This is a genomic window from Porticoccus hydrocarbonoclasticus MCTG13d, from assembly GCF_000744735.1.
GTDB lineage: Bacteria > Pseudomonadota > Gammaproteobacteria > Pseudomonadales > Porticoccaceae > Porticoccus > Porticoccus hydrocarbonoclasticus.
In genome coordinates this window covers 59,007-75,533 of the sequence record NZ_JQMM01000001.1, presented here as the reverse complement: position 1 = coordinate 75,533, position 16,527 = coordinate 59,007, and the positions used below count along the sequence as shown (strand labels likewise).

Annotated in this window: 11 protein-coding genes and 2 pseudogenes; 5 read left to right on the top strand and 8 right to left on the bottom strand. The window is 54.9% G+C overall.

The genetic code is table 11. The annotated features are described in order from the left end of the window. The first annotated feature begins 14 nt into the window (after positions 1–14). On the top strand, positions 15–1,415 hold the full coding sequence (gene thrC, locus U740_RS00355; RefSeq protein WP_036858394.1) for a threonine synthase: 1,401 nt from the start codon (positions 15–17) through the stop codon (positions 1,413–1,415). A 23-nt stretch (positions 1,416–1,438) separates the two neighbouring features. Here thrC and ppk1 read toward each other — a convergent pair whose 3' ends face one another. After that, a complete protein-coding gene (gene ppk1 / locus U740_RS00350) occupies positions 1,439–3,484 on the bottom strand; it encodes a polyphosphate kinase 1 (RefSeq protein ID WP_036858393.1) in 2,046 nt (681 codons plus the stop codon). Positions 3,485–3,926: 442 nt separating this feature from the next. On the opposite strand from ppk1, the gene U740_RS00345 reads away from it, so the two are divergent. Then, on the top strand, positions 3,927–4,688 hold the full coding sequence (locus U740_RS00345) for an SdiA-regulated domain-containing protein (RefSeq protein WP_160172031.1): 762 nt from the start codon (positions 3,927–3,929) through the stop codon (positions 4,686–4,688). Positions 4,689–5,076: 388 nt separating this feature from the next. Then, entirely contained in the window at positions 5,077–7,296 is a 2,220-nt protein-coding gene (locus tag U740_RS00335) for a lipopolysaccharide kinase InaA family protein (protein ID WP_036858391.1), read from the top strand. A 72-nt stretch (positions 7,297–7,368) separates the two neighbouring features. On the opposite strand, the gene U740_RS00330 is transcribed toward U740_RS00335, so the two are convergent. After that, positions 7,369–8,652, bottom strand: coding sequence for an acetyl-CoA C-acetyltransferase (locus U740_RS00330; protein ID WP_036858390.1), 1,284 nt, complete (start codon positions 8,650–8,652; stop codon positions 7,369–7,371). Next, a complete protein-coding gene (locus U740_RS00325; RefSeq protein ID WP_036858389.1) occupies positions 8,649–10,622 on the bottom strand; it encodes a 3-hydroxyacyl-CoA dehydrogenase NAD-binding domain-containing protein in 1,974 nt (657 codons plus the stop codon). Before U740_RS00325 ends, U740_RS00330 begins: the two co-directional genes overlap by 4 nt. A gap of 159 nt (positions 10,623–10,781) precedes the next feature. Here U740_RS00325 and recJ point away from each other — a divergent pair, with 159 nt between their 5' ends. Then, positions 10,782–12,512 (top strand): single-stranded-DNA-specific exonuclease RecJ, encoded by a 1,731-nt coding sequence (recJ, locus tag U740_RS00320; RefSeq protein WP_051921557.1) that lies wholly within the window; start codon positions 10,782–10,784, stop codon positions 12,510–12,512. Between the two features lie 150 nt (positions 12,513–12,662). Continuing rightward, a complete protein-coding gene (locus U740_RS00315; protein ID WP_051921091.1) occupies positions 12,663–13,151 on the top strand; it encodes a globin family protein in 489 nt (162 codons plus the stop codon). A gap of 92 nt (positions 13,152–13,243) precedes the next feature. Here U740_RS00315 and U740_RS00310 read toward each other — a convergent pair whose 3' ends face one another. The 5 genes and pseudogenes from U740_RS00310 to U740_RS00300 form a co-directional block, all read right to left on the bottom strand. Then, complete coding sequence (locus U740_RS00310; RefSeq protein ID WP_036858388.1) at positions 13,244–13,615, bottom strand: hypothetical protein; 372 nt, start codon at positions 13,613–13,615, stop codon at positions 13,244–13,246. 302 nt (positions 13,616–13,917) lie between these two features. Then, on the bottom strand, positions 13,918–14,403 hold the full coding sequence (locus tag U740_RS12295; RefSeq protein WP_407674727.1) for an ATP-binding cassette domain-containing protein: 486 nt from the start codon (positions 14,401–14,403) through the stop codon (positions 13,918–13,920). 75 nt (positions 14,404–14,478) lie between these two features. Further along, positions 14,479–14,805, bottom strand: a pseudogene (locus U740_RS12290) (ATP-binding cassette domain-containing protein); the annotation flags it as partial. 147 nt (positions 14,806–14,952) lie between these two features. Next, positions 14,953–15,816, bottom strand: a pseudogene (locus U740_RS12285) (ATP-binding cassette domain-containing protein); the annotation flags it as partial. Between the two features lie 68 nt (positions 15,817–15,884). After that, positions 15,885–16,499, bottom strand: coding sequence for an arylesterase (locus U740_RS00300; RefSeq protein ID WP_036858386.1), 615 nt, complete (start codon positions 16,497–16,499; stop codon positions 15,885–15,887). Between the last annotated feature and the right edge of the window lie 28 nt (positions 16,500–16,527).

Genomic DNA, 16,527 nt, shown 5'->3' with positions numbered 1-16,527 from the left:
CACAGGTATCAAGCGTGAACTATATCAGCACCCGCGGGCAGGCCCCGGTATTGAGTTTCGAAGATGCAGTACTGGCCGGTTTGGCCACTGATGGCGGTCTTTATGTGCCCGAAACCCTGCCGCAGTTTTCCCGGGAAGAAATTGCCAGCTGGTCTGGCCTGTCCTATCAGGAGCTGGCTTTCAAAGTGATGTCACCGTTCATGGCCGGAGAGGTTCCGGATGACACGCTGCGGGAATTGATCGATAAGGCTTACAGCACCTTTCGTCACGATGCCATCGCGCCTCTCATTCAAAGTGGCCACAACGAATTTATTCTCGAACTGTTTCAGGGACCGACGCTGGCCTTCAAGGACTTTGCCCTGCAGTTCCTCGGCCACCTGCTGGACTATGTTCTTAAGAAGCGCAACCAGCGTGTCGCGATCATGGGCGCGACCTCCGGTGACACCGGCTCGGCTGCGATTGAAGGCTGTCGCCACAGTGACAACGTGGATATCTTTATTCTTCATCCCTATCAACGGGTATCCGAAGTACAGCGCCGCCAGATGACCACTGTGTTGGAAGATAATGTCTTTAACATCGCCCTAAAGGGTAACTTCGACGATTGCCAGAACATGGTGAAAGCCAGTTTTAGCGATCAGTCTTTCCTGCCGGAAGGGCGCCAGCTGGTGGCGGTCAACTCGATCAACTGGGCGCGCATCATGGCCCAGATCGTCTACTATTTTTATGCCGGCCTGGCGCTGGGTGCTCCCCATCGCCCGGTGGCGTTCTCCGTGCCTACCGGCAACTTCGGCGACATTTTTGCCGGTTATCTGGCCAGCCGCATGGGTCTGCCGATTGATCAGTTGGTGATTGGTACCAATGCCAATGACATTCTGCACCGCTGTATCAGTGCCAATGACCACAGCCTGCACCAACTGGTACACAGTCTGTCGCCATCCATGGATATTATGGTATCCAGTAATTTCGAGCGGATGCTGTTCGACCTTTATGACCGGGATGGGGCCGCCCTTGCTGCGCTGATGGCCGACTTCAAAAAAACCGGCAATCTGCAGCTCAGCGAGACTGCACTGGCCAGTGCGCGGAAGTTGTTTACCAGCTACCGACTGGATGATGAGTCCATGGTGGCGGTCATTCATGATATGTGGCAGAAAAACGGTTATTTACTCGACCCTCATACCGCTATTGGCGTCGCCGCAGCGCGTCACACACGCCGCCGCCTGGATATCCCGATGGTCTGTCTGGCCACGGCCCATCCGGCGAAATTTCCCGAGGCGGTGCGCAAGGCCGGCTACCAGCAGGATCCACCTCTGCCGCATCACATGGCCGATCTGTTTGAACGCGAGGAGCGCTATTCCGTGCAGCCCAACGAGATCGCCTCAGTGCAGCAATACATGGCTGAACATATTCGCCGTTAAAGGGCGGGAGGGGGCAGAGACGACTATTTCAGTTTTTTAAGATAGTCGTAAATGGCCATTTGTGAGCGTACTTTTTTCTTGTTACCCCGTTTTACATAGCTGTTGCTTTGCTGTTCATCAATGACGCGGGCCTTGCAGCGATCGCTGAACTGGATTTCTAGAATATCAATCACGCGCTTTTTCAAGGTGGCGTCCAGAATGGGTACGCCCACTTCAAGCCGGTAATCGAGGTTGCGGGTCATCCAGTCCGCCGATGACAGATAAACCTCGGGATCACCGCCATTGTGGAAAACCAGGCAGCGGGGATGTTCCAGAAACCGGTCCACGATACTGATGATTGAAATATTCTCTGACAACCCCTTGATGCCGGGTTTAAGCGCACACATTCCCCTGACAATCATGCGGATTTTGACGCCGGCTTGGCTCGCCGCATAGAGTTGCCTGATGATACTGTCGTCCACCAGATTATTGAGCTTCAGGCTGATAACGGCTTTCCGGCCAGATTTGGCGGCATGAATCTCACGGTTAATCAGGGCGCGGATTTTTCGTCGGTTGTTGAAGGGCGAGACCTGCAGGTATTTGAAGTCGTAGTGCTTGAAGCTGTACTCAATAAAGTTGAAGACATTGCGCACTTCCTCACAAATATTCTGATGGCAGGTGAAGAGGGAAAAGTCCGTGTAAATTTCAGCGGTCTTCTCGTTGAAGTTGCCCGTGCCAATGTGGGCATAGAGTTGCTCTCCATGCTGGGTCTCTCTGGCAATCAGACACAACTTTGAATGTACCTTGAGGCCCGGTACGCCCAGCATGACCGTAATGCCAGCCTCGGCGAGCTTTTCGGAGAGTTCCAGGTTCTGCTTTTCATCAAAACGGGCTTTCAGTTCCACATTCACAGTGACCTGTTTGCCATTGCGCGCCGCATCCATCAGGCACTCCACCACCCTGGAGTCTTTTGCCACACGATAGATATTAATTTTTATGGAGATGACGTTGGGATCAAATGCAGCCTGGCGTAATAATTCCACAAAATAATTGAATTTTTGATAGGGGTAATAGAGCAGGATGTCGCCCTGATCAATCGCATCAAAAGTGTTTTTGGCGCGGTCAAACTGACTGACAGACAGGGCGGAAACTGGCTGATTGGCGAGGTATTTTTCGCCGGGATTGGCAAAGCCGATAAAGTCGCGAAAGTTGCGGTAGCGGCCCCCCGGAATAATGCTGTCGCCTTTGGCAAAGCCAAACTTGCTTTTCAGCATGTCAATCATTTCGGTAGGCATTTCCCGGTCGAAGGTCAGTCTGACAGGATTGGCCTGAAGGCGTTGCTTTAGCCCGATCGACATTTTTTCCACAAGACTTCTGTCAATTTCATCGTCGAGTGTGTACTCGGCGTCCCGGGAAAACTTCATCGACCAGGCATTGAGGCTGTGATAGCGGAAAAAGTCCACCAGCACCATATCCAGGCAGTACCGAATGGCCTCATCGATAATCATAAAATGCCGACGTCGGTTTCTCTGGTCATTTGGCAATCTCAAAAAACGACTGCTGGTATCCGGCACTTCCAGCAGGGCATAGCCGACCCCATCTTTCTTGCCAATTTCCACTACCAGGTAGTTGGCGCCATCCCGCAGCACTTTCGACAGATCAATTTCCGGGGTGACCAGGATTGGCACAATGCGGGGTAGCACTTGCGCACGAAAATGTTCGCGAACCCACTCACCCTGACTGGCAGAGAGATCCTCCGGCATTAAAAAATAGATGCGTCGTTTCTGTAACTCTGCAAGAACGGCTCGGAATGCCCGGTCAAACCGCACCGAAAGTCTGGCAATGCCCTTGTTGATATCGCGCAGGAGCTGTTTGCTGTCCTTTGCCGAGCCCGCGATCTGTTCAATCAACACCTTGCGCCTGACATCAGCCACTCGAACTTTGAAAAACTCATCCTGATTATCAGAAAAAATACCGAGAAAATGCACCCGGTCAATCACAGGATTTTCTTCATCCTCAGCTTCCTGAATAACACGCTCATTGAAGGCAAGCCAGCTCAGTTCTTTCGGGTAAATTGGGTATTTTTTCATGCGCGACCTGATACTACCTGTGATGATTTATAACGTTTTGCCAAATCAGCATAGCGTGTTCTGTCGGTCTTTGTATGACATTAAAGTGACAGGCGAATGACAGTGTGTCGTGGAATGTCACTGACTGCCTCATATTTTGTGTGAGCCAGAAAGTCATCCCATCTCCAGCTTCAGGCCCAGCTGTCACACCATGGATACCTGTTCAATGGGTCATTCTCACATGGACAAGACCGTTGTTTTCACCATAATACTCAGCGCTCCAATGGGTGTGTGTTTGTTGATGAAAGGCTGGCTTGTGAAGCGATTTTTAATGGTGTGTTTGGTACTTTTCATATTTGCCTTGGCGTTCTCTTTACACAAACCGGTTTTGAATGCCTGGCACGCCGGGGTGCTTTCCTGGCACGCTTTTCGTTTAAGTAAAGCAGCGCTGCCTGAAGTTGCAATGGATCTGTCGCGCTACCGGGTAACCATTGATGGCAAGACAATCCCGGCGCTTGAGGACGATCTCTCAGCACTGACTTATAACCTTGAAAAAAATACCCTCTGGGCACTGTTAAACAGTGATCCGGTGGTGGTGGAGCTTTCCCTAGAAGGTGAACTGTTGCGTTCAATCCGGATCGAGGGTGTCAGGGATATGGAAGGTTTTACACACGTCAGTGGTGATCGTTATGTGATTGCCGAAGAGCGAACCCCCCGCTTGCTGGTTGTCGACATTCCCGATGGCGTGGAAAGAGTCCATACCGAGGGGGTACCGACCCTGGTGGTCGGGATCGGCAGTGATACCAACAAGGGTTTTGAAGGTCTTTCCTGGGATGATGACGGGCAACGCTTGCTGGTGGTAAAAGAGCGAAATCCGATGCGGGTGATTGAAATCACCGGGTTTGTCAGTTTCGTTGTGGGTGAGCCAATGAATATCGGTATTCGCGAGATAAAATCACCGGACTCGCCGGAGCTTTTTATGAGGGATCTTTCATCAATCACCCATGTCAGGGGTGTGGGGCATAAGTTATTTTTGAGCGATGAATCCCATATGCTGGTGGAATACAATGATGAAAGACAATCCATCAGTTTGCTGGATTTGCGAGCGGGCAGGAGTGGTCTGGTGAGCACCATCCCCCAGGCGGAGGGCGTAGCTGTAGACTCTGAACTGAATATCTACATCGTCAGTGAGCCAAATCTGTTCTACCGGTTTTCTCCACAGTAGCTGCTGCTTGGGACGAACCTGCGGTTAATCATAGCGATTGAGCCTGGGATTATGTCGGTGGGGTAGTCCCTGCTGGCGATCAGTGCTCACAGGGTCACATAATCCGCGAGGGCGTACGGATCTATGCTGCCTCACAGCCGCGAATCTGATACCCTTGCCAACCAGAATAATTGATAACAATGCATGGCAGGTCATAAGGGTTTTGCCGTTTTCAGCAAATCAGAACATCGCTTCATCTGTTGTCAGGAGGGCCAGTTGCCATTCAAACCGTCAGTCTCCATTGATGTGAGTCTCCCCGGTGATGCAATGGTGAGTGGAGAATGTATCAATTTCAGTCCGCCTGGCGCTTCAGGGGATGCTTTTACCCCGAATTTTCTGCGGTGACACGATGAATCTCAAATTCATACTGGACGCTGTGCCTTATACCCTGTCGGGAAGGATGCGGGTATCGGGAGGGCACCTGCCCGTTGCCGGCCACACTGTCCCGACAGACTTTATCGGTGTTGGTGTCACCACCGCGGATAACCCACTGGTAGACGACTATGTGCTGGAGCGCCTTGCTGAACTGGGTATCAGCCAGGTCCGTGTCGATTTCACCTACGGGGATATGGCAGGCCCGGTCGCCCGGCTGCTGGATCGTCTGCTGGCCACCGACATCCAGGTTCTGTTGCATCTGGTACAACCGTTTGAGGAAGTAAAACGAATTAACACGCCTGCCGGGCAGGTGGCCTGGCGTGAATTCGTCAGCTCAACTGCCACCCGTTACGGTGAAAGACTCTGGGCAATTGAGGTTGGCTCAACCATCAATCGCCGTCGCTGGTCCGGCTATGATACCGAGAGTTTTTTTACCAGCTGGAGCATTGCCTACGACGAAATCAAGTCCAGAAATATCAGGCTGGCCGGCCCCAATATCAGTGATTTTGAACCACTCTGGAATATCGCTGTACTGACCCGTTTAAAGCAGGAAGGCAAGCTGCCCGATATCCACACCAATAACCTTTTTAGTGAACGGGTGGTGGAGCCGGAGCGATTTGATCACCGGTTGATGGGTAACTGGATCGGGCAGCTTGTGAAAGTAAATCTGGTCAAAAAGTGCCGGATTCTCAAGAAGATCACCAGTGACTTTGGTATCGATGAACTGGTCTCTCCCTCCGCTTTCTGGACCTTGCCCCGTATCAAACGCGTATTGGTCAACAGTGAACAGAAGATGGCGGATTACCTGACCAGATATATGGTGCTGTGTGCGGCTTCCGGGTCGATGCGTCAGATCTATTGGGGGCCGATGTTGTGCAACCGCGAAGGGCTGATTGACGATGATACCGGTATCTACCCTTTGCTGGAGAGGGTAACGCACTATCATCGGGTGCTGGGAGACGAAGCCAGCTATCGCATTCGCCCGGCCTTCCAGGCCATGAAAACCTTTATCGCAGAAATCTCAGGCGGTCGCTACGAAGGCGCACTGGCCACCACCGGTGGATTGCAGATACATGCATTCCGCAATGACCGTCACCTGATTCATGTGGCCTGGGCAGAAAATGGCAAAGCACTGCCGCTGCGGGCCTGTTATAGCGAAGGCGATATCGCTGCCAGCGAGTTACTTGATCGCGACGGAGATTGTCTGACCGGCAAGGTGCAACTGATTTCAGAGGCCCCCTTGTATCTGATCTGGCCCGCTACGGCAGATGTGCAGCTGATCGAGCCAGACCTCGCGCAGATAGAGCACATTTACCGGCATATCCCTGATCAGAAATACTACCTGTACGATGATGACCAGTGGCACGGCATGCTGGTGGCCAATAGCCCCGCCGAAGCGGCATTGCGTTTCAAGGTTCTGCATCCCGATCACTTGCCCGGCCCCAGCAAAGAAAACCTTTTGCGCCGCGCCCGCAATGCTGTCTGGACAGTCGACGGCGCGCTGGCAACGGCGGTTGTGGCAAAAAAACCGCTGAAGATTCATCCCCACAAGCGCTTTCTCGAAAGACACAGGCCTTCAAAAGCCCGCCGCAGCTGGATTGCCGCTGCAGAATTATTGCGCAGGGGTATCCCCACAGCTATGCCGCTGGCCTATTTCGAAAAAGTCGGTGATCGGGGTCTGCTGGAAAATTACTTTATCTGTGACCGGGTTGACGCAGATTTTACGGCTAGGGAAATACTGTCCGCATTTCGTGATGGTGCCAGCCACTTTCAGGATATTCCCGCTGAACAGGCTTACCGGCAGCTGGGACGTTTCCTGTTTGAGATGCACTGCCGGGGAGTTTATTTCCGGGATCTTTCCGGTGGCAATATCCTCATTAAAAAATCACCTGCGGGCGAGCTTCAGTTCACCCTGATCGACATTAACCGGGCGCGTTTCTTCAATCGCGGCGCCACCATGTTGGAGCGACTTTCCGATCTGTCCCGTGTCTGCAACAAGCTCCATTGGGAAGGTAGAGAGCAGTTGATCGGCCAGTATCTGCAACGGCCTGAGAGCGGAGGCGCTATCCCATGGCATTACCGCATACCGTTTTATCTGTATGACTTTAAAGCTGCCTTCAAACGCCGCTTCGGCCGCAAGGCCATCAAGCGATTGCTTAACGGGGCTGCCCGCTCAAGCGGAAGCTCTAGGTAACCGGGAGAGGTGGTCAAAGTAACCGGCGAGCGTGAGAATCCCTCGGCAAAACAATAGCGGCCCCCGCTACAGTTATCTCTCCAGGATGGCCGCTACTCCCATACCGCCAGCGGTGCAGATCGAAATCAGGCCGCGACCCTGTCCCGCCAACTGTAGTTGCCTTGCCAGCGTCCCGGCTATCCGTGCACCGGTCGCGGCAAAAGGATGGCCAATGGCCAGACTGCTGCCGGTCATATTGAGTTTGTCGCGATCAATACTGCCTAACGCTTTTTCCAGGCCCAGCCTTTCCCGGCAGTATTCCTCCGCCTCCCAGGCTTTGAGGGTGCAGAGCACCTGTGCGGCAAAGGCTTCGTGGATTTCATAATGGGTGAAATCCTGCAGGCTGAGTTCGGCACGACTCAGCATATTGGCCACGGCCACGGTCGGCGCCATCAGCAGGCCCTCACCACCCACATGGTCGACAGCGGCCGTTTCCATATGGGTGAGACGTGCCAGCACGGGCAGATTGTTGGCGGCGGCCCATTCCTCGCTGGCCAGCAGCAGGGAGGCTGCCCCGTCAGTCAGCGGCGTGCTGTTACCGGCAGTCAGGGTGCCTTTCGCGCTGCGATCAAAAGACGGTTTTAGCTTTTCGAGCTGCGCCAGCGTCAGGTCTTGGCGCAGGTTGTTATCCCGCAACATGCCCGCACAGGGGCTCAGCAGGTCATCAAAAAAACAGTTGCTGTAGGCGGACTCGGCACGGTGGTGGCTGGCCAGCGCCAGCTCATCCTGTGCTTCGCGGCCGATCTGCCATTGCTTTGCCATTAATTCACAGTGCTCGCCCATGCTCAGTTCCGTGCGCGGTTCACTGATGGCGGGGGCCACAGGGGCGAGCTCGGAAGGGCGAAAGCCTTTCAGGATAGCCAGTTTCTGACGGGTGGTTTTTGCCTTGGATAGCGCCACCAGCCGTTGGGAGAATCGCCTGGAAAACAGCACCGGTACATCGCTGGCACTGTCGGTACCGGCGGCAATGCCGCACTCAATCTGCCCGCAGGCGATTTTCGAGGCGATGCCAAAGGCTGCTTGCAGGCTGGTGCCGCAGGCCTGCTGGAGCGTGATACCGGGAGTCAACGGCGACAGGCTGGTGCCCAACAGCGCTTCGCGGGCAAGATTGAAATCCTTCGGGAAGGTCATCACAGCGCCCGCCACCAGCTCATCCATTTGTTGCCCATGGAGATTGTAACGATCCACCAGCCCTTGCAGGGCGCTGACCAGCATGTCGAGGTTGGTCAGATCAGCATAGCCGGTGCCAGCCCGGCAAAAAGGAATACGGTTTGCTCCGACAATGGCTACCGGACGAATGGTCTTGGTTTGGCTCATGGTTTCACCTCCGACTGCTGGTGTTCCAGGTAATGCATCGGGCCGCCGAGAAAGGGGGCAAAGCCGGTGCCGAAAATGACCCCGGCGTCCAGCAGGTCGGCGCTGTCGACAATGGCATCATCCAGGCAGCGTTGACACTCGGCCAGCAGCGGTTTGATGAGGCGGTCACCGAGAATATCCATGGCCACCATATCACTGGCCTTGCCTATGTCAGGCTTGCCTTTCTTCCATCGGTAAAAGCCCTCGCCGGATTTCTTGCCAAGCTTGCCCTCGACAATCAGCGCCTCCAGTTTCGCAATGGCCTCCTGCCTGTCCGGTGCGAGTTTTTTGACCACACTGAGCGCGACATCAAGCCCGACAGTATCCACCAGTTCAACCGGTCCCATCGGCATGCCGAAGTGTTTGGCTGCTTCATCCACGGTGGCCATGCTGTGCCCTTCCTCCAGCAGATTGATAGCCTCCAGCATATACGGGGCCAGCACACGATTGACCAGAAAGCCGGGAGCGCTGTTGACCGGCAAGGGAAATTTGCCGATACGATTGCTGAACAGGCAGCCTTTTTGAATATCCGCGGGATTGGACTGCTCGCCCCGCACCACTTCCACCAGCGGCATCTTTGCTACCGGATTAAAGAAGTGCAGCCCGATCAGGCGTTGTGGCTGCTGCAAGCCCAGTGCAATTTCATGCAGTGGTATGGCAGAGGTGTTGGTTGCCAGTACGGCGTCAGGTCGGGCTTTTTCCTCCAGATCCTTAAAGAGTTGCTGCTTGGCCTCCAGATTTTCAAAAATCGCCTCAATCACGACATCCGCCCGGGCAATCCCTTCTCCGTCCACGTCGGCGATCAGACGGCTGCTCGCCGCAGAAACCTGTGCAGTGCTGCGCAATTTTTTCTTGAACAGTTTTTCAGCCCGTTTCAGGGCAGGCTCGATATATTTGGTCTCCCGGTCCTGCAATGTGACTTCCATTCCCCGCAGTGCGCACCAGGCGGCAATGTCGCCGCCCATGACGCCCGCGCCGACCACATGCACGCGGTGGGGCCGCCAGTTGGCAGTGGGGTCATCCGATTTGCCCAGGGCCTTTAACTGTTCCTGAAGACGAAAAACCCGCCGCAGGTGGCGGGAGGTATCACCCATCAGCAATTCACTGACCTTGTCCGCTTCGCCTCTCAGTAAAGCCTCAAAGTCGCTGCCCACCTGACGCCAGAGCTCAATGAGGGTATAGGGTGCCGGGTAGTGTTCCGGGCGGGCCCGTTTGGCCACCTCGCGGGCCATGACTTTGGCCAGGATCTGGCGCATGCCCGGACGGCTGGTCAGTTGCTCGAGCCGATTGGCCCGATGTCCTTTGCGCTGCTTGACGATGGCTTTGCGCGCAGCCCAGTGCAGGCTGCCGTGTTCTGATACCACCTTGTCCATCAGGCCCACGGCACGGGCGGCACGGGCCCTGAGAGAGCGGGCGCTGAGGATCAACTCCAGTGCCTTGCGGCCGCCCAGCAGACGAATACTGCGTGCGGTGCCACCAAAGCCGGGGAAAATCCCCAACTGGATTTCCGGGAAACCGATCCGGGTACTATCGGTATCCAGTGCCACCCGGTAGTTGCAGGCCAGTGCCAGCTCCAGACCCCCGCCGAGACAAAAGCCATGAATGGCAGCAACCGAATAGCAGGGTAGTGCTTCCAGCCGCGCAAAGACCCGGTGGGCCATTTCAATACCGGCCTTTGCGACTTCGCGGTCAGCCTGTTGTTCAAATTCGCGGATATCCGCACCGGCGATAAAGCCGCTGGCTTTCGGTGAGTAAATGACCAGTCCGGCGGGCAGGGCCGTTTCCAGCTCCGACAGGATGGTATCCAGTTCCTGCATCACGTCACTGTTCAGGGTGTTGACACTCTCATCGCAACGGTCGATGGCCAGCCAGGCAATATTTTCGTTATCCCGCTCCAGTTGCCAGTGCTTGTACGAAGGGTTATCGGTCATCGGTAAAACATCTCCTTTCCCATCGCATCGCCGGCTCGTGTGCTTCCTGATACCAGCCTGCTTTACAATGTCGGTCTGTTGTTATCATCAATTCATCATAGCGGATTGGCAACGGATTGAAATGCTCCCCCGCATAAAATGGATCTGGAACACTTTGCCATGACGAAACCCCATATCACCCGCCGCACCGTTGACCTGACCCGGTGCGAATTCAGCCCGTCGGTTCCGCCGTTATTACAGCGCATTTATGCGGCCCGGGGAGCCGAGAATGACCGGGCACTGGCGCGAACACTCCAGGGGCTACCGGGCCCGGACGGTCTGCTCGGGATCGACGAGGCGGTCGCGCTGCTCGAACAGGCCATCAATGAACAGCAATCTGTGCTCATTATCGGCGATTTTGATGCCGACGGTGCCACCAGCACGGCGCTGACCCTGCTGGCGCTGAGGGCCATGGGATTTTCCCGGGTGAGCTACATCGTGCCCAACCGCTTTGAATACGGTTATGGCCTCACCCCGGAAATTGTCGAACTGGCCAAACAGCAAACACCGGATCTGATCATCACGGTCGATAACGGTATTTCCAGTGTCAGCGGTGTCGAGGCCGCAAAAGCCGCCGGTATCAAAGTGCTGATCACCGATCACCACCTGCCCGGCGCACAACTGCCCGCGGCGGATGCCATCGTCAATCCCAACCAGCACGGCTGCGAATTTCCCGGCAAAAACCTCGCCGGGGTGGGGGTGGTGTTCTATCTGATGAGCGCCCTCCGCAAGCGACTCCGTGAGCGCGGCTGGTTTGCAGATCAGCCGCGGGTAGAACCCAATATGGCCGAATGGCTCGATCTGGTGGCACTGGGTACCGTGGCCGATGTGGTCACTCTCGATACGATCAATCGCATTCTGGTCCATCAGGGGTTGCAGCGTATTCGGGCGGGGAAATCCCGGCCGGGCATCCAGGCGCTGCTCGACCTCGCGGGACGTGATTGCAGTCGTCTGGTGGCATCAGATCTCGGCTTTGCCATTGGGCCCCGGCTCAATGCGGCTGGCCGGCTGGACGACATGTCCATCGGCATCCAGTGTCTGCTTGAAACCGACCCCTATATGGCGCGGGAATATGCCCTGCAACTGGATGAACTGAACCGCGACCGCCGGGTGATCGAAGCCGACATGCAGCGGGAAGCGCTGTTGGCGCTGGAGCAATTGCACCTGGACGAACAGAAGTTACCCTGGGGGCTGTGCCTGTTCGATGCCAACTGGCATCAGGGGGTGGTGGGTCTGCTGGCCTCGCGCATCAAGGACAGGGTGCATCGTCCGGTCATCGTCTTTGCCGATGCCGACAACGGTGAATACAAAGGGTCTGCCCGCTCCATCAAGGGCCTGCATATTCGGGATGCACTGGACGCGGTCGCCAGCCGCCACCCGGGCCTGATCAGTAAATTCGGCGGCCACGCCATGGCGGCAGGGCTGAGTCTCCCAAAAGATCACTACCTGAAATTTGTCGATGCGTTTGATGCAGAGGTACGTCGATTGCTCACCCCGGCGGATCTGGAAGCAGAAATCCTCACCGATGGGGTGCTGGATACCACTGAACTCAATATCGACACCGCCCGGTTGCTGCGGGAGGCTGGCCCTTGGGGGCAGCACTTTCCCGAACCGCTGTTCGAGGGCGAATTTCATATCGTGCAACAGCGCATCGTCGGTGAAAAACACCTCAAGCTGCTGCTAGCACTGGATGAAAGCAAAAAACAGTTGATCGACGCCATCGCGTTCAATGTGGGCACAGACATCTGGCCCGACCCGGCGGCTGAGAAAGTCCGGTTGATCTACAAGCTGGACATCAACCTGTGGCGGGGTAGGGAGTCGATGCAGTTGCTGGTGGAGCACCTCGGCTAACGCTGTCTAACAGATAGCGTTGAGAAGTTGGTAGGCCCCATAATGGTGTTGTAGTAGTAGTATTGGCGTCAGCAAGAAGGTGTGTCAGGTAGAATTTCCCTCCTATCTGTTTGATGGCTCTGTAATGTTTATCTCCTCCAAGGATCGAAAATGAAGTGTTCTACATGGCCTGTTACCCGTCCTGCCAGAGTGTTGCTGCTACCTGTTGCAATATTGCTGGCCGGTTTGCTGCTGTTGTCTTCGCCCGCGAAATCCCAACCTGAGAGGACGCTGTTTGAGCGGCTGGGTGGTGTGTATCCGATTGCTTTGACGGTCAATGATCTGGTGGATCGTCTGTATATAAACAAGACGCTGAATGCGAACCCCAGGATAAAAAAGGTTCATGAAAGTATCGGCTCAAGAGAAAGTGCCAAAGTGGCGTTGACGGCTTGGGCGGTACAGTATACCGGCGGTCCGGTGCTGTTCCCTGTTCAGATCGGTGAAGTGGATGACGCACTGAAAATCACCGATGGGGAGTTTGATGTAATTCTCGATGAATGCGCGGTATCGTTCAATAACGCGAAATTTCCACAGCGTGAAGTGGGCGAACTATTGAAATTGGTCGAAGGCTTCCGCTCTCAGGTGGTTATTCAAGGCTGAATAGCCCCGTCAGTAATTGACCTCTGCCCCACTGCCAAGACTGGAAGTGGGGCGTTTTTGGTTGTGTTGGTAAGTATTGCCTCTGAGCGTGCTCAGGCCGCCAGCGGTTGATGGCTGCGGGGTGTGGAAAACAGCTCGATCACGTACAGCGCCGTGGTTATGTCCAGTGATGAGGCAAGGGTTTCCACCATACCGGTGGGCAATATGCACACTACGTCGTAGCCGTGTTCGCTCATTCGCAGGCAGTAACAGGAGCTACTGTTTTTGTAGTTCATCAGGCAAAGAATTTCATCCAGATAAACGTTGTAGGTGTGATCATCGTGGTCTTTGATACAGGCATGATCCTGGTCGCAGTAGCAGACCTGGCCCAGAAACGTGGCCGGATGCGCGGACCTGGGGTGCTTGGGATCGGTGACCTCAACGGTCATGCCCCTAGTTAACAGGTGGTTAAAATGCTTTGTCATGGTCATTCCTCGTAGTGAAGATGTGAATGCCTGAACTCGCTATATCGACTGATTGGTCCTCCGCAAAGCGCTGTGCGCCCGATTATTAACAAGTCGCTAAAGCACGTTTCTGCCAAAGGCTTTTGCCTTGGCATTGGGTTGATCATGGTGGGAATTTTTAGAAAGGGCTATCTAAAAGCCATGCTTGAAAGCATGACTTTTGGTCATGGTTATTATAAAAATTTCAGATGATTAGACCGGCAAAAATGTTTTTGCTGGGAACAAAAAAATCAATTTCAATTTTTTGGATCAGTTTCGGGAAATTAACCCTTCATTTCTTCCAGCTCTACCCAGCGCTCTGCGGCCGCATCCAGCGCCTGTTGTTTTTCTGCCAATTGGTCCAGCACCGGCTGGGTTTCGGTGAAAGGGCGGTTAAAAAAGTCCGGGTCTGCTGTCTGTTCCTCCAGAAGCGCAATGTCTTGCTCCAGTTGGTCGATCAGGCCCGGGAGGCTGTCCAGCTCCCGCTGGAACTTGTAGCTCAGTTTGACGGCGGGTTTTTTCGCCGCAGCGGTTGAGGTGGTCTCGTGATCCACAAGGTGGCCGGAGGGGTGATCCAGCGTATCGGCGATTTTGAGGTGTTTGCCTCGTTTGACCCAATCGCTGTAACCGCCGATGTACTCTTCAATTTTGCCGTCTTCCTCGAATACCAGCACGCTGGTAACCACGTTATCAAGAAACTCCCGGTCGTGGCTGACGATGATCAGGGTGCCCTGGTATTCCACCAGTTGCTCCTCGAGAACTTCGAGCATTTCCACATCGAGATCGTTGGTGGGTTCGTCGAGCACCAGCAGGTTGGTGGGACGCGTAAACAGTTTGGCTAGCAGCACCCGGTTGCACTCGCCGCCGGACAGGGCGCTGACCGGGGTCATGGCGCGTTTGGGCGAGAACAGAAAGTTGCGCAGGTAACCGATAATATGGCGCTCCTTGCCATTAATGCGAATGTACTCTTTGCCGTCGCCGACGTTTTCGGCAATGGTTTTGCTGGTATCCAGCTCCCGCCGGATCTGATCGAAGTAGCCGATTTCAATATTGGTGCCCAGTTTGACCGAGCCTTCATCAGGTTCTATCTGGCCGAGCAGAATTTTCAGCAGGGTAGACTTGCCGACGCCATTATTGCCGATCAAGCCGATACGGTCACCGCGCATAATCTTGATCTTGAAGTTGTCGATCAGTTGTTCATTGCCATAGCCGTGGCACACGCTGCGCGCTTCGATCACTTTGCGCCCGGAGTTCTCGGCGGTTTCAACAGTGATTTTGGCCTTGCCCTGCACATTGACGCGCTGTGCGCGGTTCTGGCGCATGGCCTGCAGGGAGCGCACTCGGCCTTCGTTGCGCGTACGGCGTGCTTTGACGCCTTGGCGGATCCAGGTTTCCTCTTCAGCCAGTTTCTTGTCAAACAGGGCATTGCGGCTTTCTTCTTCTTCGAGGGCCTGCTCCTTGAGGGTCAGGTAATTCTGGTAGTTGCCGGGCCAGCTGACCAGGTGCCCACGGTCGATCTCGACGATTCGTGTGGCCAGCCGTTGTAAAAAATTGCGATCGTGGGTAATGAAGATGACGGCTCCCTGAAAGCTGCGAACACGGTGTTCTAGCCATTCAATCGTGCTGATGTCCAGGTGGTTGGTGGGTTCATCGAGCAACAGCAGGTCAGGATTGGACACCAGCGCTTTACCCAATGCCACCCGCCTGCGCCAGCCGCCTGATAATTCCGCCAGGGTTTTGTGGGCGGGCAATTCCAGTTGACTGATGATGGTCTCTACCTGTTTGTCCACCTGCCAGCCACCGCCGGCATCAATCTCGGCCTGCAAGTCTTCCATTGCCTGCATTCCCTGTTTGTCCGGACTCTGTTGGGATTGGTGGTAAAACCGGTTGATGAGCGATTGTTGGTCGGCCAGACCTTCCCGCACAACATCCGCAACATTGCGTTCCAGGTCCCCCGGCAGGGCCTGTTCCAATTGGCTGATGCGGAGGTGGCGACGGAAGTGGATTTCGCCGTGGTCGGGCTTGATCTGTCCGGTGAGAATTTTCAGCAGAGTGGATTTTCCCGCACCATTGCGGCCGATCAGACAAATCCGTTCACCGGATTCCACCGTAAGCTGGGCATTGATCAGCAGTGGCACATCGCCAAATTCAATGGAAATATCGTCGATCCGGATCAGAGTCATGAAACAGCTGGCCTGTGGTTTGGGGGGGGATTCTAACAGAGTTCAGGTGATGGGATATGGGCGCGGACTCAAGGGTCGCAGGGCGCTTCGCCGTTGAGCAGTGGCAGCAATAACCGCATGGCATGTTCGACGATCAGCGGTTGTGCCGTTTCAGTCGGATGAATGCCGTCCGCCTGAATCAGGGCCTGATCTGTGGCGATATCTTCGAACATGAAAGAAATCAGTGGTACGTTCTCCTGGGCGGCGAGTTTAGGAAAAACATTGGCGAACTGATCGCTGTAACGCTTGCCATAATTGGGTGGAATTTGCATGCCAAACAGAATGGGCTGGCTATCATTGGCGCGACTGAGGTCGATCATGGCCCGCAGGTTCTGCTCCATGCGCGGAATCGGGTAACCCCGCAGCCCATCGTTACCGCCCAGTTCGATCAGCACAAAATCTGGCTGGTGTTCGTCAATCAGGGTATCCAGTCGGGACAGGCCGCCACCGGTGGTATCACCGCTGATACTGGCGTTGATGACCCGATGTTCATCGCCGAGTTGATGTTGCATCAGGTCCACCCAGCCCTTGCCGGCATCAATACCATAACCGGCACTGATGCTGTCACCCAGAACCAACAGGGTGGCGCTGTGGGCGGTGAGCAGCACAAGCGATAAAATCAGGGCAATACAGCAGCGGATCATGGCAACAAATTTGAGGGTGACAGATAAC

Excerpts from the sequence above, each read along its gene's own strand:
- ppk1 (WP_036858393.1), bottom strand. The coding sequence starts at position 3,484 with ATGAAAAAATACCCAATTTACCCGAAAGAACTGAGCTGGCTTGCCTTC.
- U740_RS00345 (WP_160172031.1), top strand. The coding sequence starts at position 3,927 with ATGGATCTGTCGCGCTACCGGGTAACCATTGATGGCAAGACAATCCCG.
- U740_RS00335 (WP_036858391.1), top strand. The coding sequence starts at position 5,077 with ATGAATCTCAAATTCATACTGGACGCTGTGCCTTATACCCTGTCGGGA.
- U740_RS00330 (WP_036858390.1), bottom strand. The coding sequence starts at position 8,652 with ATGAGCCAAACCAAGACCATTCGTCCGGTAGCCATTGTCGGAGCAAAC.
- U740_RS00325 (WP_036858389.1), bottom strand. The coding sequence starts at position 10,622 with ATGACCGATAACCCTTCGTACAAGCACTGGCAACTGGAGCGGGATAAC.
- recJ (WP_051921557.1), top strand. The coding sequence starts at position 10,782 with ATGACGAAACCCCATATCACCCGCCGCACCGTTGACCTGACCCGGTGC.
- U740_RS00315 (WP_051921091.1), top strand. The coding sequence starts at position 12,663 with ATGAAGTGTTCTACATGGCCTGTTACCCGTCCTGCCAGAGTGTTGCTG.
- U740_RS00310 (WP_036858388.1), bottom strand. The coding sequence starts at position 13,615 with ATGACAAAGCATTTTAACCACCTGTTAACTAGGGGCATGACCGTTGAG.
- U740_RS12295 (WP_407674727.1), bottom strand. The coding sequence starts at position 14,403 with ATGCTCGAAGTTCTCGAGGAGCAACTGGTGGAATACCAGGGCACCCTG.
- U740_RS00300 (WP_036858386.1), bottom strand. The coding sequence starts at position 16,499 with ATGATCCGCTGCTGTATTGCCCTGATTTTATCGCTTGTGCTGCTCACC.